This window comes from Pseudomonas sp. MF6396 (genome assembly GCF_002018915.1).
GTDB lineage: Bacteria > Pseudomonadota > Gammaproteobacteria > Pseudomonadales > Pseudomonadaceae > Aquipseudomonas > Aquipseudomonas palmensis.
This window is the reverse complement of record NZ_MVOK01000002.1, coordinates 1-25003: the sequence shown is the minus strand read 5'-3', so window position 1 is coordinate 25003 and position 25003 is coordinate 1. Positions and strand designations below refer to the sequence as shown.

19 protein-coding genes are annotated in these 25003 nt (G+C 64.3%); 3 read left to right on the top strand and 16 right to left on the bottom strand.

Annotated elements, in window-relative coordinates; translation table 11 throughout:
- Positions 1 to 112 precede the first annotated feature (112 nt).
- The 8 genes from MF6396_RS01760 to MF6396_RS01725 form a co-directional block, all read right to left on the bottom strand.
- The gene (locus MF6396_RS01760) at positions 113 to 2509 is read right to left on the bottom strand and encodes an efflux RND transporter permease subunit (protein ID WP_043864634.1); all 2397 of its coding nucleotides are present in this window, start codon (positions 2507 to 2509) and stop codon (positions 113 to 115) included.
- Positions 2506 to 3513, bottom strand: coding sequence for a WD40/YVTN/BNR-like repeat-containing protein (locus MF6396_RS01755; protein WP_229590342.1), 1008 nt, complete (start codon positions 3511 to 3513; stop codon positions 2506 to 2508). Before MF6396_RS01755 ends, MF6396_RS01760 begins: the two co-directional genes overlap by 4 nt.
- 241 nt (positions 3514 to 3754) lie before the next feature.
- The gene (pepN, locus tag MF6396_RS01750; protein ID WP_078479572.1) at positions 3755 to 6412 is read right to left on the bottom strand and encodes an aminopeptidase N; all 2658 of its coding nucleotides are present in this window, start codon (positions 6410 to 6412) and stop codon (positions 3755 to 3757) included.
- Positions 6413 to 6424: 12 nt separating this feature from the next.
- Positions 6425 to 7255: a DUF2797 domain-containing protein gene (locus MF6396_RS01745; RefSeq protein WP_058541350.1), complete on the bottom strand. Its 831-nt coding sequence runs from the start codon at positions 7253 to 7255 to the stop codon at positions 6425 to 6427.
- The gene (locus tag MF6396_RS01740; protein WP_054916681.1) at positions 7252 to 7512 is read right to left on the bottom strand and encodes a YeaC family protein; all 261 of its coding nucleotides are present in this window, start codon (positions 7510 to 7512) and stop codon (positions 7252 to 7254) included. Before MF6396_RS01740 ends, MF6396_RS01745 begins: the two co-directional genes overlap by 4 nt.
- Positions 7513 to 7526: 14 nt before the next feature.
- Entirely contained in the window at positions 7527 to 8399 is an 873-nt protein-coding gene (locus MF6396_RS01735; RefSeq protein WP_078479571.1) for a rhomboid family intramembrane serine protease, read from the bottom strand.
- Positions 8396 to 9367, bottom strand: a complete 972-nt coding sequence (locus MF6396_RS01730) for a metallophosphoesterase (RefSeq protein ID WP_078479570.1) — start codon at positions 9365 to 9367, stop codon at positions 8396 to 8398. The genes MF6396_RS01735 and MF6396_RS01730 overlap by 4 nt, the downstream gene beginning before the upstream one ends.
- Entirely contained in the window at positions 9367 to 10257 is an 891-nt protein-coding gene (locus MF6396_RS01725; protein WP_043864641.1) for an NAD(+) kinase, read from the bottom strand. The genes MF6396_RS01730 and MF6396_RS01725 overlap by 1 nt, the downstream gene beginning before the upstream one ends.
- A gap of 134 nt (positions 10258 to 10391) precedes the next feature.
- Here MF6396_RS01725 and MF6396_RS01720 point away from each other — a divergent pair, with 134 nt between their 5' ends.
- From MF6396_RS01720 to cybB, 3 genes are all read left to right on the top strand, one after another.
- Positions 10392 to 11336 (top strand): DUF1853 family protein, encoded by a 945-nt coding sequence (locus tag MF6396_RS01720; RefSeq protein ID WP_043864665.1) that lies wholly within the window; start codon positions 10392 to 10394, stop codon positions 11334 to 11336.
- Positions 11337 to 11472: 136 nt separating this feature from the next.
- Entirely contained in the window at positions 11473 to 12336 is an 864-nt protein-coding gene (locus tag MF6396_RS01715) for a hypothetical protein (RefSeq protein ID WP_078479569.1), read from the top strand.
- A gap of 113 nt (positions 12337 to 12449) precedes the next feature.
- A complete protein-coding gene (gene cybB, locus MF6396_RS01710; protein ID WP_058541353.1) occupies positions 12450 to 13001 on the top strand; it encodes a cytochrome b561 in 552 nt (183 codons plus the stop codon).
- On the opposite strand, the gene MF6396_RS01705 is transcribed toward cybB, so the two are convergent.
- From MF6396_RS01705 to MF6396_RS01675, 8 genes are all read right to left on the bottom strand, one after another.
- A complete protein-coding gene (locus MF6396_RS01705; protein ID WP_078479568.1) occupies positions 13002 to 13898 on the bottom strand; it encodes a 1-aminocyclopropane-1-carboxylate deaminase/D-cysteine desulfhydrase in 897 nt (298 codons plus the stop codon).
- A 57-nt stretch (positions 13899 to 13955) separates the two neighbouring features.
- Positions 13956 to 15992: an NADPH-dependent 2,4-dienoyl-CoA reductase gene (locus MF6396_RS01700; RefSeq protein WP_054916686.1), complete on the bottom strand. Its 2037-nt coding sequence runs from the start codon at positions 15990 to 15992 to the stop codon at positions 13956 to 13958.
- 165 nt (positions 15993 to 16157) lie between these two features.
- A complete protein-coding gene (locus MF6396_RS01695; protein WP_043864646.1) occupies positions 16158 to 16658 on the bottom strand; it encodes a DUF2199 domain-containing protein in 501 nt (166 codons plus the stop codon).
- Positions 16659 to 16722: 64 nt separating this feature from the next.
- Positions 16723 to 17496, bottom strand: a complete 774-nt coding sequence (locus tag MF6396_RS01690) for an alpha/beta fold hydrolase (RefSeq protein ID WP_058541356.1) — start codon at positions 17494 to 17496, stop codon at positions 16723 to 16725.
- 110 nt (positions 17497 to 17606) lie between these two features.
- Complete coding sequence (locus tag MF6396_RS01685; RefSeq protein ID WP_078479567.1) at positions 17607 to 17906, bottom strand: hypothetical protein; 300 nt, start codon at positions 17904 to 17906, stop codon at positions 17607 to 17609.
- Positions 17907 to 18207: 301 nt separating this feature from the next.
- The gene (locus MF6396_RS28350) at positions 18208 to 18492 is read right to left on the bottom strand and encodes a hypothetical protein (RefSeq protein WP_153046055.1); all 285 of its coding nucleotides are present in this window, start codon (positions 18490 to 18492) and stop codon (positions 18208 to 18210) included.
- 21 nt (positions 18493 to 18513) lie between these two features.
- Entirely contained in the window at positions 18514 to 23280 is a 4767-nt protein-coding gene (locus tag MF6396_RS01680; RefSeq protein ID WP_078479566.1) for an RHS repeat-associated core domain-containing protein, read from the bottom strand.
- On the bottom strand, positions 23277 to 25003 hold a 1727-nt coding region (locus tag MF6396_RS01675), incomplete at its 5' end, for a DUF2345 domain-containing protein (protein WP_153046054.1). The genes MF6396_RS01675 and MF6396_RS01680, both read right to left, overlap by 4 nt.

Genomic DNA, 25003 nt, shown 5'->3' with positions numbered 1-25003 from the left:
ACACGCATGATACCCCAACCTTAAAAGCATCGCGGGTCAAGCCCGCTCCCACAAGGACCGCGGTAGCCATTGTGGGAGCGGGCTTGACCCGCGATGAAAACGACGCAGTGTGTCAGTGCGCGAAAATCGACTTGCTCTGGGTGCCCGCCATCTTCTCCGGCTTGATCAGGAAGCGTGCCAGCGCCGGCAACAGCCACAGCGCGCCGAACATGTTCCACAGCAGCATGAAGGTCAGCATCAGGCCCATGTCGGCCTGGAACTTGATGGCCGAGAAGATCCAGGTGCACACCCCGATCGCCAGGCACAACCCGGTGAACAGCACCGCCTTGCCGGTGGAGCGCAGCGTCTGGTAGTAGGCCTCCTGCAACGGCAGGCCGGCGCGCAGGAAGCTCTCCAGGCGGCTGTAGATGTAGATCCCGTAGTCCACGCCGATGCCCACGCCCAGCGCCACCACCGGCAACGTCGCGACCTTGACGCCGATGCCCATGAACGCCATCAGCGCGTTGCCCAGCACCGAGGTCAGCACCAGCGGCAGCACGATGCACAGGGTGGCAGCAAACGAGCGGAAGGTGATCATGCACATCACCGCCACGCACAGGTACACCAGGATCAGGATGGTCAGCTCGGCCGACCGGATCACCTCGTTGGTGGCCGCCTCGATCCCCGCGTTGCCCGCCGCCAGCAGGAACTCCAGGCCCTCCTGGTCATGCTCGGCAGCGAACGCCTTGACCGCATCCACCACGCGGTCGAGGGTCTCGGCCTTGTGGTCGTTGAGGAACACCAGCACCGGCGCCAGCGAACAGTCGGCGTTGTACAGGCCCTCGGCACGCGACACCGAGGTGTTGAGGATGTCCGGGTTGCGCGACAGGCTCTCCCATTTCAGGTTGCCCTCGTTCATGCCCTTGATCATCTGCTTGGACACGGTCACCAGCGAGATCGCCGACTGCACCCCGGGGGTGTTCTCCATCTTCCACATCAGCTCGTCGACCGGCGCCATGGTCTTGTACACCGAGCAGCCTTCGGTCGGGGTCTTGACCATCACCACCAGCACGTCGGAGCTGGTGGAGTAGTTGTCGATGATGAAGGCGTTGTCCTTGTTGTAGCGCGAATCCGGACGCAGCTCCGGCGCACCCTGGTCGAGGTCGCCGATCTTCAGGTTCTGGCTGTACCACAGGCCGCCACCGAACATCGCCAGCGCCAGCAGCACCGACACCGGCGCCACCTTGGGGCTGGCGAAGCTGGACAGCAGGCGCCAGAACGGATGCTCGCGGGTCGCATCCTTCTTGCTGCGTTCGATGGCCTTCTTGCTGATGCCCACATAGGAGATCGCCACCGGCAGCAGGATCAGGTTGGTGAACACGATCACCGCCACGCCGATCGAGGCACCGATGGCCAGTTCACGGATGACCCCGATGTCGATGATCAGCAAGGTGATGAAGCCCACCGCATCGGCCAGGATGGCGATCATGCCCGGCAGGAACAGCTGGCGGAAGGTACGCCGCGCCGCAGTCAGCGCGTTCTCGGCCTCGCTGGACTGCAAGGCGATGCCGTTGATCTTCTGCACCCCGTGGGAGATGCCGATGGCAAAGATCAGGAACGGCACCAGCATCGAATACGGGTCGAGCCCGAAGCCCACCGCGTGCATCAGCCCCAGTTGCCACACCACCGCCACCAGGGTGGTGATGAGCACGGCAATGGTGCTGCGGATGCACCAGGTGAACCAGTACAGCAGCACCCAGGTGATCACCAGGGCGATGCCGAAGAACATCACCACCATCATCAGGCCGTCGATCAGGTCGCCGACCTTCTTGGCAAAGCCCACGATGTGGATCTTGACGTTGGGGTTCTGCGCCTCGAACTTGTTGCGGATCAGGTCTTCGAGCTGGTGCGAGAACGCCTGGTAGTCGAGCTTGATCTGGCGCCCCGGGTCGTTGGGGTCGGGGTAGGATTCGAGCAGCGGCACATCGACGATGCTCGACTTGAAGTTGTTGGCCACCAGCCGGCCGACCTGACCGGACTTGAGCACGTTGTTGCGCAGTTGCTCCAGGCTGTCGGGCGAACCGTCGTAGGTCTGCGGGATCACCTCGCCACCGGCGAAGCCCTCCTCGGTCACCTCGGTCCAGCGCACGCTGGGGCTCCACAGCGACTTGAGCGCCGAACGATCGACGCCAGGAATGTAGAACACCTCGTCGTGGATCTGGCGCAGGGTCTCCATGTACGCCTTGCTGAAGATGTCACCGTCCTTGGCCTCCACCGAGATCCGCACGGTATTGCCCAGGTTGGCCAGGTCGTTGCGGTGCTCGATCATGTTCTGGATGAACGGATGCTCCAGCGGGATCATCTTCTCGAAGCTGGTGGACGGGCGAATCAGCATGGCCTGCCAGAACAGGAACAGGCTCACCAGCACACAGATGCCGATCACCGCCGGGCGGTTGTTGAATATCAGGCGCTCGAGCAGGCTCGCCTTGTCCTGGTTGTGCTGCATGTTGAACGACTCCTGACTGCTCATGGTTGCGCCCTCGCGGCGCCGGTGGCGGTAGCCAGGCGTGCCCCGCCCTGGCCGACCAGGATCAGCTGCCCATCGGCCTGGCCGCTCACGCCCGAAAGGGCGATACGGTCGGGCCGGTTGAACACGCTGAAGCTCTGGCCGTCATCGGTGCTGCGCAACACGCTGCCGCCGTTGCCCACCAGCACCAGGCTGCCGTCTTCGAGTAGCGTAGCGCTTGCCAGGCCGAATTCGAGCGCACCGCGCTCGCCCTGGAGCGCGATGGCCTGCCAGGTGCTGCCGAAATCGCTGGAGCGGTACAGGTTGCCGCGCAGGCCGTAGACCAGCAGGGTATCGGCGCGGGCGGTACCGATGGCTCCGAACAGCGAGCCCTCGTAGGGGCCGTCGAGGTGTTCCCAGGTCTGCCCGGCATCGCGGGAGCGGAACATGCTGCCCTGCTCGCCCACGATGAACAGGCCCGCGTCCTTCACGGCAGCGATGCCATTGAGGTGGTACTGATCGGGGTTGTCGAGGCGCTCTGCGACGTCCTGCCAGTGCGCGCCGCCGTCGGTGGTTTCGAACAGGCTGCCATAGGCCCCCACGGCCAGCCCGTGCCGGGTGTCCTGGAACCAGACATCCAGCAGCGGGGATTCGCGGGACGGGTCTTCGAACTGTTTGCTCCAGGTGGCGCCGCCGTCGCTGCTGGCGAGGATCTGCGCATCATGGCCCACCGCCCAGCCGTGCTTGGCATCGGCGAAGTACACGGCAGTGAGCAGTTGGCGGCTGGGGACGCGGGCCTGGGTCCAGCTCTGGCCCTGGTCGTCGGAGAAGAGGATATGCCCGCGTTCGCCCACCGCCACCAGGCGCGGCCCGGCCTTGGCGATGTCGATCAGCAGGCTGTGGGAGGCCTTGTTCGAGGTCTGTGAATACACCGTCTGCGGTGTCGGGCCGTCATCGGCAGCCCCGGCGGTTGCGGCGAACAGCCCCAGGCCCAGGCTCAGCAAGACGCTGGCCGTGAATACATTCATAGTCCTCTCCCACATTATTGTTATTCGGTGCTACTGGCGGGGCTGGAAGCGGCAATCTAGAGCCCCGCGAATGCTGGCCTCAAGCTAGCAGGCTTTGGAAATGGATGACAACGTACAACGCGTTATGTTTTGTTAAGCGCGGCCTCTGGATCGTGGATGTCGCGTTGTCCGCCCGCACCTTCATCATAAAAAAGGGGGCTGCCCCGAAAAGGCCAGCCCCCTGTTCAACCTGCCCTCAACCTCAGGCCAGGCTCTTGCTCACCACCTCGAACACATCGCTGGACAGCCCGCCCGAGCCGCGGATGCGCTCCAGCTCGGCCTTCATCAGCGCCTGGCGCGCGGCATCGTACTTGCGCCAGCGGGTCAGCGGCGCCAGCTGGCGCGAGGCGATCTGCGGGTTGAAGCCGTTCAGTTCGATCACCAGGTCCGCCAGGAAGCGATAACCCGAGCCATCGGCTGCATGGAAGTTGACCAGGTTCTGCCCGGCGAACGCACCGATCAACGCGCGCACCTTGTTCGGGTTCTTCAAGGTGAACGCCGGGTGCTCCATCAACGCCCGCACTCGCGCCAGGCCGCCCGGCAACGGGCTGCCCGCCTGCACGCTGAACCACTGGTCCATCACCAGCGGGTTGTCCTTGAAGTGCTCGGCAAAGCTTTGCAGGGCCCTGGCGCGCTCTTCCTGGAACGGCGAATTGACCAGCACGGCCAGTGCGGTCAGGCGTTCGGTCATGTTGTCGCACGCCTCGAACTGCTCGAGCGTCGCCTCCAGCACCTGCGCCCGGCCCGTGAGCATCAGGTACGACAGCGCGATGTTCTGCAGGCTGCGCCGGGCAAAGTGCTCGGCCTCGGCCACATAGGCGGTTTCGCGCGAGACCGCACGGTTGGCCTGGTAGCGCGCCCACAGCCCGTCGAACAGCTGCTCGGCCAGTTGCTGGCGGGCAAAGTCGCGGGCCGCGTGAATCGCGTCCACATCGGCCACTTCGCTGATTTCGGTGAGGTAGGCCTCACTCGGCAGCGAGAGCATTTCGGCGACCATGGCCTGGTCGAGTGCCTCGTTGGCCAGCACGCTGCCCAGGGCAGTGACCAGGCGCTGATCGAGCACCAGGGCTTCACCGCGCTGATGCTGCGCGATCAGTTCCTGCAAGACCTGAACCGACAGTTGCTGGCCGGCTTCCCAGCGATTGAAGCCATCGCTGTCGTGCTGCATCAGGAACATGAGTTGGTCGCGGTCGTACGGGAAGCTCAGCTTGACCGGCGCACTGAAGCCGCGCAGCAGCGACGGCAACGGCCTGGCGGCCACGTCGACGAAGGTGAAGGTCTGCTCGGCCTCGGTCACCGACAGCACCCGCGTGGTCGCGCCCGCCTGCGTTTCGCCTTGCAGGCGCAGGGCAATGTCGTTGCCCTGGGCATCGAGCAGGCCCAGTTCGACCGGGATCACGAACGGCTGCTTCTCGACCTTGTCCGGGGTTGCCGGGCAGCTCTGGCTGAAGGTCAGGCTGTAGGTCTGGGCAGCGGCGTCGTAAGCCTCGCTGACGTTCAGGCGCGGCGTGCCGGCCTGGCTGTACCAGCGCTTGAACTGGGTCAGGTCGACGCCGTTGGCGTCTTCCATGGCCTTGATGAAGTCGTCGCAGGTCACGGCCTGGCCGTCATGGCGTTCGAAGTACAGGTCGCTGCCCTTGCGAAAGCCTTCGGCACCCAGCAGCGTGTGCACCATGCGTACCACTTCCGAGCCCTTCTCGTACACGGTCAGGGTGTAGAAGTTGGAAATCTCGATGAAGCTGTCCGGGCGCACGGCGTGGGCCATGGGGCCGGCGTCTTCGGCGAACTGGTGGGTACGCAGGTAGGCCACGTCCTCGATGCGCTTGACCGTGCGCGAGTTCATGTCGGCGCTGAACTCGGAATCGCGGAACACCGTGAAGCCTTCCTTGAGCGACAGCTGGAACCAGTCGCGGCAGGTCACGCGGTTGCCCGACCAGTTGTGGAAGTACTCGTGGGCCACCACCGCCTCGACCCGCTGGTGCGCGGCATCGGTGGCGGTCTCGGCACGCGCCAGCACGCAGCTGGAGTTGAAGATGTTGAGGCCCTTGTTCTCCATGGCGCCCATGTTGAAATCGTTGACCGCCACGATCATGAAGATGTCCAGGTCGTATTCGCGGCCATACACCTCTTCGTCCCAGCGCATGGACTTCTTCAGGCTGACCATGGCGTGCTGGCACTTGTCGATGTTCTCCGGCTCGACATAGATGCGCAGGGTCACGTCGCGCCCCGACTGGCGAGTGAAGGTGTCTTCGACGCACCACAGGTCGCCGGCCACCAGTGCGAACAGGTAGGCCGGTTTCTTGAACGGGTCTTCCCAGGTGGCCCAGTGCCGACCGTCCTGCTGCGGCCCGCTGCCGATGGGGTTGCCGTTGGACAGCAGGACCGGGTAGCGATGCTGCTCGGCGATCACCGTGGTGGTGAAGGTGCTCATCACGTCCGGGCGGTCGAGGTAGTAGGTGATCTTGCGAAAGCCCTCGGCCTCGCACTGGGTGCAGAACATGCCGCCGGACTTGTACAGGCCCTCGAGCGCGGTGTTGGTCTCGGGGTGGATCTTCACGCTGGTGTCCAGGGTGAAGCGCTCGGCAGTGGGCTGCAGGGTCAGGTGGCTGTCGTCGAGCTGGTAGTCGTCAGCGCCCAGCGGCTGGTCGTCCAGCGCCACGCTGAGCAGTTCCAGCTGCTGGCCGTCGAGCACCAGCGCCGGCAGGTCGGCACCGCGCGCCGGGTTGCGGCGCATGACCAGCTGCGCGTGGACCAGGCTGTGGTCCTCGAACAGTTCGAAGGTCAGGTGCGTCTCGTCGATCAGGTACTCGGGTGCCTGATAGTCCTTGAGGTAGATCACTTGCGGCTGTTCGGTACGCATGTGGCGGTCCTTTTACTGATGCACGGCCAGCTGGTAGGCCGTGTACTTGCGAATATTGATCACGCCGGTATCGAAAATCAGGTACTGGCCCTTGATCCCCAGCAGGGTGCCTTCGGCGACAGGGTTCTTGTCCAGGTTGAAGCTCACGATCTTGCTCGGGTACGCCTCTACCGGGTAGCGGATTTCAATCGGCTCGACGTCGGTCAGCGGCTGGATCGCCTGCAGGCCGAAGCGGTCCTGCAGGCCCTTGAAACCTTCACTGCAGCTGTCGAACAACTGCTCGCGCACGGCCACCAGGTCGACCGCCTCGGCGTTGCCCTTGAGCAGTGCGCGCCAGTTGGTGCGGTCGGCCACCTGGCTGCGGAACAGGTCCTCGACCAGCCCGGACTGCTGCCGGGTGGCCACCCGCACGATCGGCAGGGCCTGGCTGGCGCCCTGGTCGAGCCAGCGCGTGGGCAGCTGGGTGGCGCGGGTGATGCCGACCTTGATACCCGACGAGTTGGCCAGGTACACCACGTGGTCGGTCATGCAGAACTGCTCGCCCCAGGCCGGGTCACGGCAGGTACCGTGCTCGTAGTGGCAGCGCTCGGGGCTCATGATGCAGGTGTCGCATTGCGCCAGCCTGGTCATGCACGGGTAGCAGTAACCCTGGCTGAAGCTGGTCTTGGTCTTGCGCCCGCAGTGGGTACAGTGGATCGCGCCCAGGTATTCGAGACGCACGGTCTTGCCCAGCAGGGGGTTGACCGGCACTTCGACGTCGCCCAGGCGAAACGCGTATTGCACGACCGGCTGCTCGAGGCGCGCCGTCATCTTGCTGATGGAACCACGGCCGAGTTCGATCAATGGATCGCGTCCGACTTGAACAGGATGTTGGGCACCGGCGCGGACTTGGAGGCGCATTCCTGCGGGCCCATGTAGCCGGTACGCTGGTCTTCGGGCAGGTTCTGCATCTCCCAGGCGATCACGGCCTGCAACGACAGCTCCTTCTGCTCGGCGGTGAGCTTGCGCCCATCGGACCATTTGCCGATTTCCACGGCCAGTTTCAGGCTGGCGTAGATCTCCGGGGTGATGTTTTCGATCATTTGCGCAAAAGTGGACATAGCGTCTCCAAAAATCAAGCTGACAGTTTACGCCGGGCCAGTGCCCCGCCCAAGAGCCCGCTGAGGCAGCCGACCAACAGCCCACCCACGTGGGCGGCGTTGGCGATCGCGCCGAAGCCGAGCAGGGTGATCAGCCCGGACAGGCACAGCAGCAGCCATACCAGCATCATCACCAGCACGCCACGTGGCATGCGATACACCGGGTTCGGCGCCAGCCACTGATACAGCCAGATGTGCCCGAGCAGGCCGTACAGCACCCCGGACAAGCCGCCGAACAGGCTGGGCCCGCCGAACACGAACTGCGCCACGTTCGACACCAGGCTGAACAGCAGGGTCAGCGACAGCAAGGCCAGGGTGCCCTGACGCAGCTCGATGCGCCGCCCCAGCTCCCAGTACCACAGGCCGTTCATGGCCAGGTGCAGGATGCCGAAGTGCACCAGCATCGGGCTGAACAAGCGCCACCACTGGCCTGCATCGAGGCTGGTCAGCAACGGGGTGAAATACAGGTAGTCGCCCTGCACGCGAAAATCCAGGAAGGTCAGCCAGCTCAAGGTGGCGAAGTTGTCGCCCAGGCCGGTCAGTGCCGCCACCACCACGCACAGCAGCAACACCGCTGCAGTGGCCTTGCAGGCCTTCGCCTGCGCGGCCAGGCTCGGGCGCGGTTGGGCCGGGGGCTGCGCCAGGGGCGGCAGTTGCACATCGGCATTGCCCTCCGGAAAGCGCTGGTACAGCTGGCGAACATCTTCCACCAGGTAGTCGGCGGTCCACAGTACCTGCTCCTCGCCCTCCTCCGAGACCCGGTGCGGCACCTGCAGGCGCTTGAGCAGCTCGACAAAGCCGCTGAGGTCGACGCTCAGGGGCAGACGCATCACCATTGCCGCACTCATTGACTGGCCTCCGGCCGTTCGACATCCACCCATACGAACTTGTGCGGGTCGATGCGGGTTTCATCATCCAGCCGATAGGCCACCAGCTTCCCGTAGAGCACCGCACTGTAGTCCAGGCACGCCAGGTTGGCGCGGATGGGTGCGGGCCGGCCGCTGCGCCAGTAATGGCCGACGAACAGCAGCGGCTCGTCGTCACCGTAGCGCAGCAGCGCGTTCTTCTGGCTGCGACTGAGCGGCGCATTGGCCACTTCGGCCGGCAGCGCATCGGGCTGGAACACGATATCGCCGTAGGTCTGCGGGTCTTCCTCCCAGAACTTGGTGCGAAAGAATGCGCGGGTCAGGCCGTCGCCGCCGGTCAGGGTGAGGCCGTCGGGCAGGCGCATGTCGGTGCCGCGCAGCAGCCGGTTACACACGGTGTGGGCAAAGCTGCCGGCCACGGCCGAGGCCTGCACGAAATGCTGGTCGATGCGCCCGTCCGGATGCTGCTGGCGCAGCGGCTCGATCAGGCGCGCGTCCCAGCAGGCGTGTACCACGCGAAAGCGTCCGGCATCGATGAACAGCGGCAGCTCGTAGAACCAGCCGAGAAAGTCGTGCCAGTCGTGGGGGTGGTCGGCGAACTGGGTCAGTGTCTCTTCGATCAGCCGCGCATGGCGCGGGTTGTGCTCGCGCACGAACTGCTTGCCGCTGCCCGGCAGCGCCGGCGTGGTCCAGCCCAGTGCGCTGAATTCGTGGTTGCCCATGATGCAGTGGGCCTGACCGGCTTCGACCATGTCGTGCACGATGTGCAGGGCCTCGCGAATGCGCGGGCCGCGGTCGATGATGTCGCCAAGGAAGATCGCCTGACGCTGCGCATGTCGCCACACCCCGCTCTGACGCTTGTACCCCATGGCGTCGAGCAGACGCTCCAGGGTGTGGGCACAGCCGTGGACATCGCCGATCAGGTCGTAACTGCGCGCGGGATCGAGCATCAGTCGCCTCCACCACCCAGACGGCTGCCCCAGCCGAGCTTGGTCCGGCAGACCTCGTAGTAGTTGTGGTCCAGCGGGTGGATCAGGCGCAGCTTCTGCGGCTTCTTGTTCACCGTGATGGTGTCGCCGGGGGCACAGGTGAAATGGTTCTGGCCATCGCACGAGACTTGCGGGTACAGCTGCAGGTCACGCGATACCACGATCTTCAGCTCGCTGTTGCCATCGACCACGATCGGGCGTCCCGACAGCGTGTGCGGGTACATGGGCACGATCACGATGGCGTCGAGCTTGGGGTGCATGATCGGTCCGCCGGCCGACAGCGCGTAGGCGGTCGAGCCGGTCGGTGTGGCGACGATCAGGCCGTCGGCCTTCTGGCTGCACACGAACTGGCCGTCGATGTAGATCTCGAACTCGATCATGCGGTTGGACTTGCCAGGGTGCAGCACCACGTCGTTGAGCGCGTCGCCCTGGCCGATGGCCTCGCCGTGGCGGCGGACTTCGGCCTGCAGCAGGAAGCGGTTTTCCACCAGGTAGTGGCCGTCGAGCACTTCGGCCACCTTGACCTCGAGCTCGTCGGGGCGAATGTCGGTGAGAAACCCCAGGCTGCCGCGGTTGATGCCCAGTACCGGGATGTTGTGGCGCGCCAGTGCGCGGGCGGCGCCCAGCAGGCTGCCGTCGCCGCCGACCACGATGACCATGTCGCACACCTCGCCCAGCAGCTTGCGCGAGGAGGTCTGCAGGCCGTGGCCGGGCAGCACGTCGGCGATTGTGTCCTCGAGGATCACGTGCAGGTGCCGCTCGAGCAGGAATTTTTTCAGTCGGCGAATGGTATCGAGCACCTGCGAACTGCCAAGGCGGCCGATGATACCGATATTGCGAAATTGCTCCATGGGGCTCCTGCGGGGCACTGCGGCGTTGAATGGGCCGGTTGGCCAAAGCGTTGATTATGGGCGAAAGCGCCGGGCAGCGGCAAACGCCGCAGTTTTTTGCACAAGGCGCCGGGGCGGGCGGCTATGCTCGCAGGATGATGCCCTTTACCGACCTTTGCGACCTGCCCAACCGCCTGCGCCAGCCCCCGGTGCGGGACCTGGCGTGGGTAATCCTTGCGCCCCCCATGCTCGCAGTGACGCCCTGGCCGCAACGCCACCCGTTGGCCGGCAGCGACTGGGTGGCCGCACCGGCGCTGCTGCGCGACTGGCTGCTGGCGCTGGACCACGACAGCCGTGACCTGCAGGCCTGGCTGGCACAGGCCGCCAGCCGGCGCCTGGGGTTGTATTACGAGCGGCTGTGGCAGTTCGCGTTGCGCCATGCTCCGGGGGTGGAGCTGCTGGCGGCCAACCTGCCGATCCGCGACGGCGGGCACACCCTGGGCGAGCTGGACATCCTGCTGCGTGACCGCGACGGGGTGCATCACCTGGAGCTGGCCATCAAGCTGTACCTGGGCCCGCAGCACGGTGACGGGCGTAACCCGGCGCAGTGGCTTGGGCCGGGCTGCCATGACCGGCTGGACCGCAAGCTGGCGCACCTGAACGACCATCAACTGCCGATTTCGGCGCGGGCCGAGGGGCGCGAGGCGCTGGCGGCGCTGCACATAGACAGCTTCACGGCTCAGCTTTGGCTGGGCGGGTATCTGCTGTATCCATGGCCGGGGACGGCGCAGCCTCCGGCGGGTGCGCACCCGCAGCACTTGCGCGGGCGCTGGCTGCATCAGCGCGACTGGGCCCGGTTTGCGGCGCAGGCCGACCCCGGGCGCTGGCAGCCGTTGCCGCGCCAGGCATGGCTGGCGCCAGCGCGGTACACGCAGGAACAGGCCTGGGGCACGGAACAGTTCCAGGCCTGGCTGCAAGCGCTGGACCCGATGGCCCCCGCGCAGTTGCTGGTGCGGCTGGTGCCAGGGGATAGCGGGGATTGGGTAGAGGCCCAACGCTTGTTTCTGGTGGCCGATGCCTGGCCGAACCTGGCGGGTTAGCATGCACTGGCTGGGCCGGCCCCAACATGAACGTACGCCCCCGTGGGAGCCGGCCTTGCCGGCGAAGGGGCCAGCGCTGACAACATTCTGCTAACCTCGCCCCCCCTCACCCAGCACCCGCACAAGGAACCCACCCGTGCCCGGCAATCTTCTCGCCCTGGCGCTCGCCGTCACCCTGGCCTGGCCCGCAAGTGCCAGCGCAGCGCCTGCCCCAGGTCTGGACCAGGACAACGACCTCGCCCTGCTGAGCGACAGCTTCTGGCGCCAGGCGACGCCCACCGACCTGGACACGTGGCTGGCCCCGCGCAGCCAACCCGGCGAGTATCCCCCCGGTGTGGCCACCCGCAACACCACGGCCTTTCACCTCGCACTCGAAAACAACGCCTCGCTGGCCATGCTGCAACACCTGCGTGCCGCGCTACCGGCCATGGTCGGGCTCGGCGACTACCCCGAATCGCTACTGTCCACGGCCATCAAGCACAACCACCCCACTGCCACCATCGAATGGCTGCTGGCCCAGGGCGCGCCGGTGGAAGCCGGCGACTACCACAACCCACGCCCGCTGCTGCTGGCCATCGCCCAGGGCGCCGATGCCTCGCTGATCGACGCCCTGGTCAAGGCCGGCGCCGACACCTCCTACTTCACGCGCAGCGACAGCAACATGGACGCCTTCGACGCCGCAGTGCTGACCGAGCACAGCGCCACGCGCCGGGCCGTCGCCCGCCATCTGCCACTGCCCGAGGCCGGCAGCGAAACCATGGAAGCGATCCTGGTCGAGCTTTCGCGCCAGGGTCGCGACGGGCCCGACGCCCCGCACGTGAGCTACGACATCCTCAGCGTGCTGCTCGAGCGCGGCATGAGCAGCACCGGCACCTACTGCGACCCGCACAAACCCTACTGCCTGGCCGACGACAGGAGCGACCTGATGGACCTGGCCATCCGTATCGAGGACCCGCAACTGGTCGACTACCTGCTCGGCAAGGGTCTGAAGGCCCGCTAGCACACTTTTTTGCCCCAGCGCAGGTGCAGGGCACGCGCAAGCGATTAGAGTTATCCGCACAGCGCCATCAAGAGCGCGGCCATTGACCTGATTGACCGATATGAGGAACCACCATGACCCTGACCAATACGCAGGCACGCTACGGCAGCCTGTCGATCGCCCTGCACTGGCTGATGCTGATTCTGCTGGCGGTGGTATACGCCTGCATCGAACTGCGCGGCATCTTCCCCAAGGACAGCGCCGAGCGCGACCTGATGAAAAGCCTGCACTTCATGCTCGGCCTGAGCGTGTTCGTGCTGGTATGGCTGCGCCTGATCCTGAAGGTCACCCACCCCACCCCGCGCATCGAACCCAAGCCGCCGGCCTGGCAGACGGGCCTGGCGCACCTGATGCACTGGGCGCTGTACGCCCTGATGATCGGCCTGCCGCTGGCCGGCTGGGTGATCCTCAGCGCGGCCGGCAAGCCGATCCCGTTCTTCGGCCTGGAGTTGCCCGCCCTGGTAGCACCGGACACCGACCTGGCCAAGTTCGTCAAGGGCTGGCACGAGTGGTTCGGCGCACTGGGCTACTGGCTGATCGGCCTGCACGCACTGGCCGGCCTCTACCATCACTACGTGGTCCGCGATAACACCCTGCTGCGCATGCTGCCGCAAAAAGGTGACTGACTAGGCGAACCCGCGGCGGCCCTGCAAGCCGCCGGTGTGAACGAAGATCAGCCGCGTGCCGGCCACGAACGCGCCAGCCATCACACGCTCCTGCAGGGCCAACAACGCCTTGCCGGTGTACAGCGGTTCCAGTGGCAGGCCCGATTCGGCCTCGCTGGCCTGGATGAATGCCAGCAAGGCCGGGTCGACCTTGGCAAAGCCGCCCCGGCTGGCGTCGTGCAGGCGGTAAGTGCCCGGCGCCAGCACCTCGACCTCGCCTTCCACCCCATGCCCCGGCGGCACGGCCAGCGCGCCGTGCACCGGGTGGGCGCCCGCTTCGGCCTGGGCCAGCCCCACCAGCGTGGTACCGCTGCCCACCGCCAGCCACCAGGCGTCGTAATCGGCCCAGCCCACGGCCGCCAGCTGCGCCCGCGCCTGGGTCACGATCTGTGCGCAGCCTTCGGTGCCCAGTGGCCCCGCGCCGCCTTCGGGCACGCAATGCCATGCCGGGTAGAGGGCTTGCCAGGGCTGCCAGAAATCCGCCTGATGCCGCGCCCTGTATCCGGCGTACCCCAGCCAGTGCAGGTGCATGCCCAGTGCTTGCAGGTCGTGCACGGTGGGGTTGCTGTGCGGGTGCCCACGCAACAGCCCGGCCGTGGCAAAGCCGAAGCGCTTGCCGGCCGCCGCCAGGGCATGCAGGTGGTTGGAATAGGCGCCGCCCAGGCTGATCACCCCCGGGGCACCACGGGCATGGGCAAGGCGCAGGTGCCCCTGCAGCTTGAACCATTTGTTGCCGCTGATCAGCGGGTCGATGAGGTCCAGACGCAGCACTGCCACCTCGACCCCGGCGCGCGCCAGCCAGCCTAGGGCCAGCGGTTGCAGGGGTGCCAGTGGCAGGTCATCGAAAGCGGCAGACATCGAACAGGCTCGGCAGAACGGGAGCGCGCAGTCTACCAGCGCGCCCCCGCCACCGCTTTACAGCTCGGCCGCCAGGCGTGAACCCTGGTTGATCGCGCGCTTGGCGTCCAGCTCGGCGGCGACGTCCGCGCCGCCGATCAGGTGTACCGACTGCCCGGCGGCCAGCAGGCCATCCTGCAGCTCGCGCAGCGGGTCCTGGCCGGCGCAGATCACCACGTTGTCCACCGCCAGTACCTGCGGCTCGCCTTCGGCGATACGGATATGCAGGCCGGCGTCGTCGATCTTCAGGTAGTCGACGCTGTTGAGCATCTGCACCCGCTTGTTCTTCAGGCCTGTGCGGTGGATCCAGCCGGTGGTCTTGCCCAGCCCGTCGCCAACCTTGGTCTTCTTGCGCTGCAACAGGTACACCTGGCGCGCCGGAGCATGGGGCTCGGCCTGGATGCCCGCCACGCCGCCGCGCGCTTCGAGCCGGGTGTCGATGCCCCACTCCCTCCAGAACGCCTCGCGGTCCTGGCTGGTGGCAACGCCCTGGTGCACCAGGAACTCCGACACATCGAAGCCGATGCCGCCGGCACCGATCACCGCGACCTTCTGCCCCACCGGCTTGCGCGCCAGCAGCACGTCCAGGTAGCTCAGCACCTTGGCGTGATCGATACCGTCGATGGCCGGCAGGCGAGGCGCGATGCCGGTCGCAAGGATGATCTCGTCGTAGCCGCCCTCCACCAGTTGCTCGACATTGACGCGGGTGTTCAGACACAGCTCCACGCCGGTGGTCTGCAGCTTGCGCTTGAAGTAGCGCAGGGTCTCGAAGAACTCCTCCTTGCCCGGCACGCGCTTGGCCACGTTGAACTGCCCGCCGATCTCGCTGGCCGAGTCGAACAGGGTCACCTGGTGGCCACGCTCGGCGGCCACGGTAGCGGCGGCCAGGCCGGCCGGGCCGGCGCCGACCACGGCAATGCGCTTGGGCTGGGCCACCGGCAGGTAGTTGAGTTCGGTTTCATGGCAGGCCCGCGGGTTGACCAGGCAACTGGTCAGCTTGCCGCCGAAGGTGTGGTCCAGGCAGGCCTGGTTGCAGCCGATGCAGGTGTTGATCTCGTCGCCGCGCCCGGCGGCGGCCTTGTTGACGAAGTCCGGGTCGGCCAGGAACGGGCGTGCCATCGACACCATGTCGGCGTCGCCTTCGGCAAGGATCTGCTCGGCGACTTCCGGGGTGTTGATGCGGTTGGTGGTGATCAGCGGGATCTGCACCGCGCCGCGCAACTTGGCGGTGACCTTGCTGAACGCGGCACGCGGCACCTTGGTGGCGATGGTCGGGATACGCGCCTCGTGCCAACCGATGCCGGTGTTGATCAGCGTGGCGCCGGCCTGCTCGATGGCCTGGGCCAGCTGCACGATCTCCTGCCAGTTGCTGCCGCCTTCGACCAGGTCGAGCATCGACAGGCGGAAGATGATGATGAAGTTCGGGCCGACCGCTTCGCGCACCCGGCGCACGATCTCCACGGCCAGGCGCATGCGGTTCTCGTAGCTGCCCCCCCAGCGGTCGGTGCGATGGTTGGTGTGGGCGGCCAGGAACTGGTTGATGAAGTAGCCTTCGGACCCCATGATCTCGACGCCGTCGTACTCGGCGCTCTGGGCCAGCGTGGCGCAGGTGACGAAGTCCTGGATCTGCTTCTCGATGCCCTCTTCGTCCAGCTCGCGGGGCTTGAACGGGTTGATCGGCGCCTGGATCGCGCTGGGGGCCACCTGCTTGGGGCTGTAGGCGTAGCGCCCGGCGTGGAGGATCTGCATGCAGATCTTGCCGCCAGCCTCGTGCACCGCCTGGGTAACGATACGGTGCTTCTGCGCTTCTTCGGCCGTTGTCAGCTTGGCCGCGCCGGAGTATACCCCGCCCTCTTCGTTGGGCCCGATGCCGCCGGTGACCATCAGGCCGACGCCACCACGGGCGCGCTCGGCAAAGTATGCCGCCATGCGCTCGAAACCGCCGGGTTTCTCCTCCAGGCCGGTGTGCATCGAGCCCATCAGGGTGCGGTTGCGCAGGGTGGTGAAGCCCAGGTCCAGCGGGGCAAGCAGGTGCGGGTATTGAGCGGCGGTCATGGTGAACTCCACAGCGAACTGATCACGGAATGCGGGCGCCTCGCTGCGTGCAGCGGGGCCCGTCGGTTATCTGTGAGGGACAGTAATGCGCCTGGAAGTGAGGCTCAATGACCGAAAGTTACAAGTTAATGACCGTAACTGACAGTGCGTGAGGCGCTGGCCTGTTCACGGATGCAGGCAGCGTTCGGCCAGTTGCCGAGCCTGATCGTGGGTGATGCCGGTGTTTTGCTGCAGGGCGAGCGGGTGATCGCCCGCGTCCACGAACACCAGCGGGCGGTCGCCCAGGGCCTGGGTCTGAAGCGTAGCCTTGAGGTTGAGGGTCGAAACCTCATAGGGGAACTCGCTTTGCACACGTGCCGCATACGGTGGTTCGCGCTCGCGACCTGGGGTTTCCCACAGTTCGCTGGTGCGGTAGAAATCCGCCTCGCTGACCGTCACCCAGGTCAGCCACACGAACGGCTCGGGTGAGCCGATGATCGGGATTTCCAGGCGCCCGAGCACGAAGTGGTGGGTGTCATCGATGATGCACTGATCGCTGGACAGTGGCGCACGCTGCTCGCGCTCTGCCTCCGGCAGGTCATACCAGGCGGCAGGGGCTGGCGCGCCGAAGGTGGTGGGCAGATCGTCGTGATACTCGCCACAGGTGGCGCAATGGAAGCCTTGCATGGTGGGTGCTCCTTGACACTTAAGGCCGGATCAAGCCGCGCGGCGCGCAAACGGCAGCGTCATGTTACAGGCCCAGCAGTGCCTTGAGCGCAGGCATTACCCACTGGGGGTGAGCCTCGTGCGGCGAATGCCCGGTAAACGGGATGTTCAGCAGTTGCGCATTCGCCACCCGATCGGCCAGCTCGCAGGCGTTGGCCCGCGTTACCAGGCGGTCTTCATCGCCATGAATCACCAGCAAATCGGCGGTGATGCCGCACACCGCTTCATTCGGGTAGCCCTGCTCGCCTGAATCCAGCCACAGCTCGCGCAACGCCACGGCCAGGCGGTCGAAATCGGGTTCGGGGTTCAACTGCAGGTAGCGCTCGTAGCTGTGCGGGAACAGCTCACGCCAGCGCGCGCCGGTCACGCGGCTGTACATGCCGCGCACGGGATCATCCGCTTTCAGTTGCCAGTGGGCACCGATCGTCACCAGTTTGTCGATGCCAGCACTCCCGGCAGCCGCGATGCGCAGCGCTGCAATGCCGCCATCGCTGTGGCCGACGAGGCTGAAGCGCTCAAGCCCCAACTGCCGGGCAACCGCCTCCACATCCAGTTGCAAGCGCTGGTAGGTCAGCGGCAGGTGCCCCAGGGTCGATTTGCCCTGGCCGCGGCTGTCGATGCCGATCAGGCGATAACGTTCGGCCAGGGCTGGCGTGATGGCATTGAAGGTTTCGATGTCGCCAAAACCACCGTGCAGAAAAACCAGTGCCGGGCCCTGTGGGTTGCCTTGCTGTTCACAATAGAGGCGTGCCCCGGCAACTTCGACGTACTGGCCGTCCTGGTGAGTGAATGTCGTCATTTGAGGGTCCCTTGTTTGTGTCGCGGTGGCAATTGTCGGCGGCAGTTTAATGCGTTGCGCCTTCGACGCGGTACCCCGATGCCCTCATTGCCAGGTATGAAGTCCTTTGCTTAACGCATCGTCCTGTCATTGATCGGAAAGACACAACCCTGGCTTTGGCCCCAATGCGTTAGTATGAGGATGACGATTGCCAGTACCGCACCTCCATAGGCTGATGTCAGCAACATGATTGAAAGCTTTTTATTTTCGAATCTGAAAACCATACCCCACATTTCAAGCATGCCCAAAAAAGTGTTCATATTGATACCCTTTTTCTTGCTGCAGCGATTTGCGTATATCACCGAAACCGTCAAAAACAACCATCCCACAAAAAACAGAAAAATACGGAAAAACTGGATCGTATCGCACATGAATTTATTCTGACCACGCTGATGGCACAAGACTAAAGATAGAACGCTGACCACAAAGCGAACTGAGCTACATCACCGCATGGCAGTACTGAAATATGGCCCACCCCACCAAACCGCCCATCAACTACAAAACACAGCCTTTCGACCGTCCCCAATAAAACAATAAACACCAAGCAAAATACAAATTTCCTGTAAAAAATCAAGACATCACAGTTGCGACTTAAAACACACTTCTTCGGCGCTAAACACGCACCAGTAAAATCTTGCCGAGCCATACCTCAGCTCTTGCCTCTCCTTTCACTCACCCTAAATTAACCACTACATCAAGCGCACACCCCTGAGATCGCGCGTAAAACACCAAAGAAGCCAACCCGACTCCTGCGGCCGCTCCGCCGTAAACAGTTGTAAGAACCACCCACGAAAGCATCTTATTTTTAAATGAAAAAACATGCCTATACATCTCAAAAAGCCCTGCAAAGGTATTCATATTTATGCCATTACGCTTGCAGTATGCATTTGCATAAAAAACCGTTAAAAAAACCACCCCAAACAAAAACCAGAAAATCATCTCAATCAATAAAGCCATCCAAAAGCACACAATACGCCCTCAATCTTTCAGTGGAATAATTACAGTTGGATTTACCGGAACCTTAATCTCAGGGCCTGCACCCGGACCCAGCCCAAAGTATAGTTCTGGCCAAGTGGAAGTTTGCGCCATTTCTATAGTTAACAAACCAAAGCTCATGCCAACTCCTGCGCCAACGGCCAACGCCTTCGAGTCCGGATCCGAAATTTTGAATCCACAGCTTGCAACCGCACGTAGACCAACACTTGAAACTGGCACTCCTAGCTGTTTGGAAAACCCCGATACTTCGTTTGCGCTTGCCCCAATAGACAACCCTGCCCCAACTGCGGCAGTGCCAGACGTCCTGCATTCTCCCGTCATAATAGGTTTGGCCGGCGGCGGCGCCATCGCTCGGGAAACCTCATCCGGTGTCGCACCATTCTGCAACATCCAACTTCCCAGTGAAGCGCGCTCCGCGACGCCGGGCATGTTCAGGTCGAACAGCCCCAACGGGTCAGCCCGCATAACAGGCGTGTTACTCACATAGCTGTACACGTTCAACCCACCCAGCATCCCGATCGGGTCTCTCGACACATAGCGCGCCATGCGGGGTTCGTAGTAACGGAATCGGTTGTAATGCAGCCCCGTTTCAGGGTCGTGGTATTGCCCCTGAAAACGAATCGGATTGCCCACGCCATGCTGCGCGGCCCACGACGAGCGCTCTTCACGAACCTCACCCCACACCTTGTACTGCCCCGTCCAGGCAACATTGCCGTTGTGGTCGGTGATTTCCATTGGTGTGCCCAGGTGGTCGCAGTGGTACCAGGCAATGACGTCGAACGCTGGCGCAGTGGGCAGTGTCTGCCAGAGTGGGTCCTGGTCGATGTCGTATTGACGGCCCTGCCAGTCGGGTTGCCTGAGCAGGCGTATCGAGCGCTTGTGCAACGCTTGAGCCACCGGCACGAAGCGGCCCGGTTCGTAGAGGTAGTGAACGGTACGGCCTGTGTCGCCCTCGTCGAGGGGCAATGCGCTTTCCCAGGCCAGGGTTTCGCCGTCCCATCCGTACAGCGTGAAACCGCAGTGCAGCTCGCGCTGACGCTTGCTGCGCTGCATTGCATTCCAGCCGGTGCCGGCCTCGGGCTTGTCCTTGTAATGGGCGACGGCATGCTTGTGCAACCGCCGACCAAGGGCGTCATAGCTGTATTCCACACTGAGCCTGTCGTCGCTGTAGCGCACCAGGCGATTGAACAAGTCCCAGCTGAAGTGCGCAGGCACACCGTTGTGCAAGCGTTGCACAAGGTTACCGCGCTCGTCATACGTGTAGTGGCTGCCCGCGTATTCGCGCAGCACGTTGTCCATCACCTTGTGGGAGCTGGCATCGTTATCCAGCGGGCGATGCAGTTGCCGCGCCTTGTCCGTCAGGTTGCCGGCCGGGTCGAAGGCAAAGGTTTCTTCACCCAGGCGGCTGTTGGCCTGCAGCAGGCGGCCTAGCGGATCGTACTGGTAGGCCAGGTGACCACGACGGGTATCGAGGATGTCTGTCAGTTGACCGGTCGGGTCGTATTGATACTCGCGCTTGCACAGAATGGATTGGCCGTCATGACTGGTGAGCAACTGTTCTTGCGGACGCCCTAGCGCGTCCCATACCTGCGTTTGCGTCAGTTTGTTGCCCTGATGGCGGGCGACTTCGCGATGCAGATCGTCGCGCTCATAAGCCAGTATTTCGTGCTGGTCAAGTCGCATGCCCAAGAGATGGCCGCTGCCGTAAGTCAGCCAGCTGACCTTGTGGCCATCCGGGCGCGTGGTGGCGATTCGCTGGTTGAGTGCGTCGTACTCGTGCAGCCACACCGCTACCATCGGCGTACCCGTTGCCAGGTAATGCTGGTGCTCACGGGTCAGGTTGCCCGCGTCGTCATAGAACCATTGCAGTGTGCTGGAGTCGTTGATCGCCTGCAGCACCTTGCCATTGCCGTCGTAGGCAAAGCGCTCTGTTTGGCGCTGATCGCCAAGGTGCGCTGTGCGCTCGATCAACCGGCCCATGCGGTCGTGGTGCAAATCGATGCGGCGCTGCCCCACCTGGCTGCTCGCCAGGCGCCCAGTGCAGGGGTCGTACCGATAACGGACGGTCACACCATCGAAGCCGGTTTCTGCCACTCGACGTCCCATGGGATCGTACTGGTAAAACGCGCACTGCTCGTTCTGGTTCTCCAGGCTGAGCAACCGCCCCAGCCTGTCCCACTGGTAGCGCAACGTGTGCTCCTTCGCATCCACCCGTTCAGCCAACAGACCGGCAGCCGTATAGGACCAGGTAGTACAGCGATCCAGCGCATCCAGGTGCGCGAGCAAGCGCCCTTCGGCGTCACGCTCGAAGCGCTCTTCGGTTTTGTCTGGATGAATCACCTTGGCCAACTGCCCCGCCTTGTATTCGTACTGCGTCTTGTCGCCCGCCGCATTCGCGGTTTCCACCAGTTGCCCGAATTCGTTGTAGAGCCACTGGCTGGTCTTGCCCGAACAGTCGGTGTATTCGAGCATCTGCCCGGCCTCGTTGTACCCGAGTTTTTTCTCGTTGCCGTGAGCATCCTTGATTGCCTTGACCTGGCCTGTGGCGGTGTAGGCAATCTCGGTCTTGTTGCCCAGCGGGTCGACCGTCTCTACCAGGTTGCCGCGCTCGTCGTAGTCCCGTCGCCACAGCCCACCTTCAGCATCCCGAACCTTGATCAGCTGATCATCGTCGCTGTACGCGTAATGCACCACGCTATGGTCGGCACGAATGTGTTGCAGTCGGTTGCTTCGCTCGTCGTAGGCAAAACGATCCTGGCTGCCGTCGGCATGAAGGTGGCGAATCAGGTTCTTGCGCTGGTCGCGAAACAGCCACTCCGAGCGCCCATCCGGGTACTCGATACGATAGGTGTAGCCCTGCGCATCGTAATAGTGACGGGTCTGCTGGCCATACGCGTCAGTCACCGTCGTCAGGCGAATGTGTTCATCCCAGGTGAGACGAGTCTCGAAGCTGCCGTCGTCTGCCCATTCGTGCACGGCCCTGGCGCGAGGGCCGCTGCCGTCCCAGCGCAAGTTGAGACCACGACCGGTACGGTCGGTATAGCGCGTGATCAGGTGGTGCTGGTACGCGTACTGCCAGGCAGCGCCATGCTCGTCCTGGGCGCTTACCAGGTCGCCAAGCCGGTCGTGGTGATAAGCGCAGAGCTGGCGCAGCGGCTTGCCATCGACCACCTGCCAGAGCCCCTGGATACGGCCATGCCCGTCAAGCACGGTGCCGAGTTGCAGGTGTACCTTGGCAGGGTCATTCTCCTGGTAGGTGTTGATGTCCGAGAGTACCGGGCGCCCCTGATGACGATGCTCGTAATGCAGCATGGCTCCTGCGCCACTGCGCAGCACGATATGCGTGAGGAGGAAGCGCCCCCCTGCCCGCTCATAGGTTTCCTTGCGCCCCAGCCCGCGCATGAGAATCAGCTGACTGTCGGTGGTGCGTACCAGGGCGTTGTACTCCACCGGGTCATAGTGCGACATACCGATCTTGGGCAGCGGGTAGGCATGGCTGCGGCCATCCACGTCGTGGAACAGCACGCCGTCATCCAGCACATCGATGCACGTGGTGAATTCGGTGATCCAGCGTGCGCCCAGGCTGGCGCTGTCGAGGGCATCGAGGCGCGAATGATAGGTACGCGTCCACACGATCGGAAACGGCCCCGGCAGGCTGAAGTCGGTGTGTTGAAGCGTCTCGCTACCCGAGGCGAAGTTGATGCGGTTGCACGTGCTGGTGGGCGCGCCATTCTTGCACTGGTTGGCCTCCAGGCTCGCCGGGCTCTGCATCTTCTGCGTTTCGACCTTGCCGTCGGCAGCCTGGTGCTGGGCCGTGCTGATGGCCGCGGTCTTGACGTTGGCCACCACAACCTGGGGGTTGCGCGTGCGCCATTGCTCTACGCTGCTGGCCAGCTTCATGCGCAGGCCTTCAATGGAGCAAGGGCGGCCGGGATCGGAAAGTTCAAGGATTTCAGCACGTACCTTTGGCGCCAGTTCCCGCAGGCGCGCAATCTGCGCCAGTAGGCCAGCTTTGCCCTCGTCCCCCAGTGCAACGCTCACAGCAGCACTGGTCATGCCTTTGCCGGCCGCCTTGTAGGCATCAAAGGCTGCCCGGAGATAGTTGTCGATGCTCGCCGTCGGGTCGTGGACAAGCCGGCTTCCAGCTGGCGCCGAGACCGGGCTGGCCACACCCACAGCAGTGCCGGCAACCAAAGCACCGAGGCCTGAGGCGATGTCGAGAATGATCTGTTCGCCCAGGATTGCTGCCTGGGCCAACGCCTCCTTGAGATTGCCCTGGGACTGCTCGACGAAGTCATCCAGGCTACCGACGATGTCAGCATTCAAGTGGCCCGCCATCAGCTCTATCAGCGCATCACCCAGCGCCCGCTTGCCCTCCTGGCGCACGATGAACAGCATCGGGCGCAAGGCCATGCGTGCTGCGGTCATGCTCGCAGGGGAAGCCACCAGACCGATCAGGTTGAGCCCGAAGCTCGCGCAATCAAAGGGCTCAGGTACGTTGCTGCGCGCCAGCGCGACAACATCACCCAGCGCGTCGACCAAGGCAATGATATTGCCTGCCATGGGCACACTGCCGGCGACACCGCTGATGCGCTCAAGGGTGGCAAAACTGGCACTGACCTCACGTAGCCAGGCATCGAAGACCACGGCGCCACGACCAACGTCCTCTATCTGGATTTCGCGAAGCGGGGTGACGGCTACCTGCGAGGCGCGGGAGTGGTCGTCGCAAGCGTAGGTATGTTCAGTCATGAGATCAGTTCACCTGGCAGCAAATCGGTAACAGTGTTCAGGCTGTGAGCCTTGAGTTCAGCCAGCTTGGGTACTGGCAACCTTGGCAGGCCGGCCAGGCCCGCCGCACTCAGCGCGGCCGAGGCGGCAGGCAGCGTAGAACCGACGGCACTGGAAGCGCTGACCCGCTGTGCCAGCCCACCCATGCCGCCCTGCATTGCGCCCCGCATCTGCTGCATGCCTTGGAGCGCGCTTTGGCCGGTGTTGAGCAAGTCACTGCCGGCCTTTGCTGCATGCATGCCCTTGCCGGCGAGTTGCTTGGCCTCTTCGATCAGGCTGCCGCCAACATCAGGCTTGAGCTTGTCGAGCATCGCACCGAGCATCGACGGCGTGCCCTCTTCGAGGGCCGACAGGCTCGGCCAGGGCAGGCCCTTGGTAAAACTGCCAAGGCCCCAGGTGTTGACCGTATCGAGACCAAACCTGACCCACGCCGGCCCCGGCGCAACCCCCGACACGGCATTGAACCCCTGGCCATCGAGGCTGCCCTTGAGCACCGTGCCCAGCGCATCGGTCACTTCGTAATCGCCGGCCTGGATGCCCTTGGCATTGGCGTACAGGTTGAACAGCTCCAGGCTGCCCTTGCCCGGCTTGGGCGGCTCGGGGAAGGTCCCGGCCAGGCTCTTGGGCCCCACATGGGCGAAGTTCGCCGCGTGCGCGGTGTACGGCCCGGTGGTCACGTGGGTGATGCCACTGGCGTTGTAGGTGGTGGCACTGCCGCCGCCCTGCACCACCAGTTCGGTCTTGGCGGTGAGGGTGATGCGGTCGGCATTGGCGTTGATGTCGAGCTTGGCCAACAGGTTGATGCTGTCTTTCAGCGCTTTGATATCGATATCGCCCGACGCCGCCACCAACCGCCAGCCCATGTTCTGCACGAACAACCGCATGCCCTGGCTGGCACTGGCCAACAGCCGCTTGCCGATCGACAGGCTCGTATGCCCGGTGCTGCTCAACGCCAGGTGTTCACCGGTCGCGACATGCGTCGAGCGCGGCGTGGTCAGGGCGATGCCCGCCGGGCTGGCCAGCACCAGGTGCGGTTCGCTGAACTCGGGAAATTCGTTGGCGCTCTGGTTGGTCGGGCCGCTGCCGACGATGCCCTGGTGCTGCGCATGCAGGGCCTTGGCCACCTCGTCCTGGTCGCCCGCTTCCTGTGCCTGCACCTCGCGTGCCTGCTGGCCGAAGCCGTCCTGCTGCTCGCTGGCAGTAGCCAGGCGTTCGGCGGTCTCGGGCAGGTCCTTGTGGTGCTTGGCTTCGTGATGGCGCGGCTCGGTGGTCAGCAGCAGGCCCGCCGCCGCGCGCACTGCCCCATGCCGGTCGGTGCGCAGTTCGAAACCCTCCCCCCGCGGCTGGCCGCCCGAGGGGCGCGGATGGGTCAGGTAGCCCAGGTTGATCGCGCTGGCGCCGTGGTCGCTGCGCAACGCGATGCTGATCTCGCTGGTGGTGTCGTCGATGCGCAGCTCGTTGCTGCGGCTGCCCTTGTATTCCTTGCTCTTGACCGTGGCCAGGGTCTTGAAGTCGGGCAACCGGTACGGCGGCAGGTTGGCGCCGTGGTACAGGCACCCGGTGATCAGCGGCTGGTCGGGGTCGCCTTCCAGAAAGGTGATCAGCACCTCCATGCCCACACGCGGCAGCGAGATGGCGCCGAAGCTGCTCTGGCTGGCCCAGTTGGAGGCCACGCGCATCCAGC

Excerpts from the sequence above, each read along its gene's own strand:
- MF6396_RS01760 (WP_043864634.1), bottom strand. The coding sequence starts at position 2,509 with ATGAGCAGTCAGGAGTCGTTCAACATGCAGCACAACCAGGACAAGGCG.
- MF6396_RS01755 (WP_229590342.1), bottom strand. The coding sequence starts at position 3,513 with ATGAATGTATTCACGGCCAGCGTCTTGCTGAGCCTGGGCCTGGGGCTG.
- pepN (WP_078479572.1), bottom strand. The coding sequence starts at position 6,412 with ATGCGTACCGAACAGCCGCAAGTGATCTACCTCAAGGACTATCAGGCA.
- MF6396_RS01740 (WP_054916681.1), bottom strand. The coding sequence starts at position 7,512 with ATGTCCACTTTTGCGCAAATGATCGAAAACATCACCCCGGAGATCTAC.
- MF6396_RS01735 (WP_078479571.1), bottom strand. The coding sequence starts at position 8,399 with ATGAGTGCGGCAATGGTGATGCGTCTGCCCCTGAGCGTCGACCTCAGC.
- MF6396_RS01730 (WP_078479570.1), bottom strand. The coding sequence starts at position 9,367 with ATGCTCGATCCCGCGCGCAGTTACGACCTGATCGGCGATGTCCACGGC.
- MF6396_RS01725 (WP_043864641.1), bottom strand. The coding sequence starts at position 10,257 with ATGGAGCAATTTCGCAATATCGGTATCATCGGCCGCCTTGGCAGTTCG.
- MF6396_RS01720 (WP_043864665.1), top strand. The coding sequence starts at position 10,392 with ATGATGCCCTTTACCGACCTTTGCGACCTGCCCAACCGCCTGCGCCAG.
- cybB (WP_058541353.1), top strand. The coding sequence starts at position 12,450 with ATGACCCTGACCAATACGCAGGCACGCTACGGCAGCCTGTCGATCGCC.
- MF6396_RS01705 (WP_078479568.1), bottom strand. The coding sequence starts at position 13,898 with ATGTCTGCCGCTTTCGATGACCTGCCACTGGCACCCCTGCAACCGCTG.
- MF6396_RS01700 (WP_054916686.1), bottom strand. The coding sequence starts at position 15,992 with ATGACCGCCGCTCAATACCCGCACCTGCTTGCCCCGCTGGACCTGGGC.
- MF6396_RS01695 (WP_043864646.1), bottom strand. The coding sequence starts at position 16,658 with ATGCAAGGCTTCCATTGCGCCACCTGTGGCGAGTATCACGACGATCTG.
- MF6396_RS01690 (WP_058541356.1), bottom strand. The coding sequence starts at position 17,496 with ATGACGACATTCACTCACCAGGACGGCCAGTACGTCGAAGTTGCCGGG.
- MF6396_RS01685 (WP_078479567.1), bottom strand. The coding sequence starts at position 17,906 with ATGTGCGATACGATCCAGTTTTTCCGTATTTTTCTGTTTTTTGTGGGA.
- MF6396_RS28350 (WP_153046055.1), bottom strand. The coding sequence starts at position 18,492 with ATGGCTTTATTGATTGAGATGATTTTCTGGTTTTTGTTTGGGGTGGTT.
- MF6396_RS01680 (WP_078479566.1), bottom strand. The coding sequence starts at position 23,280 with ATGACTGAACATACCTACGCTTGCGACGACCACTCCCGCGCCTCGCAG.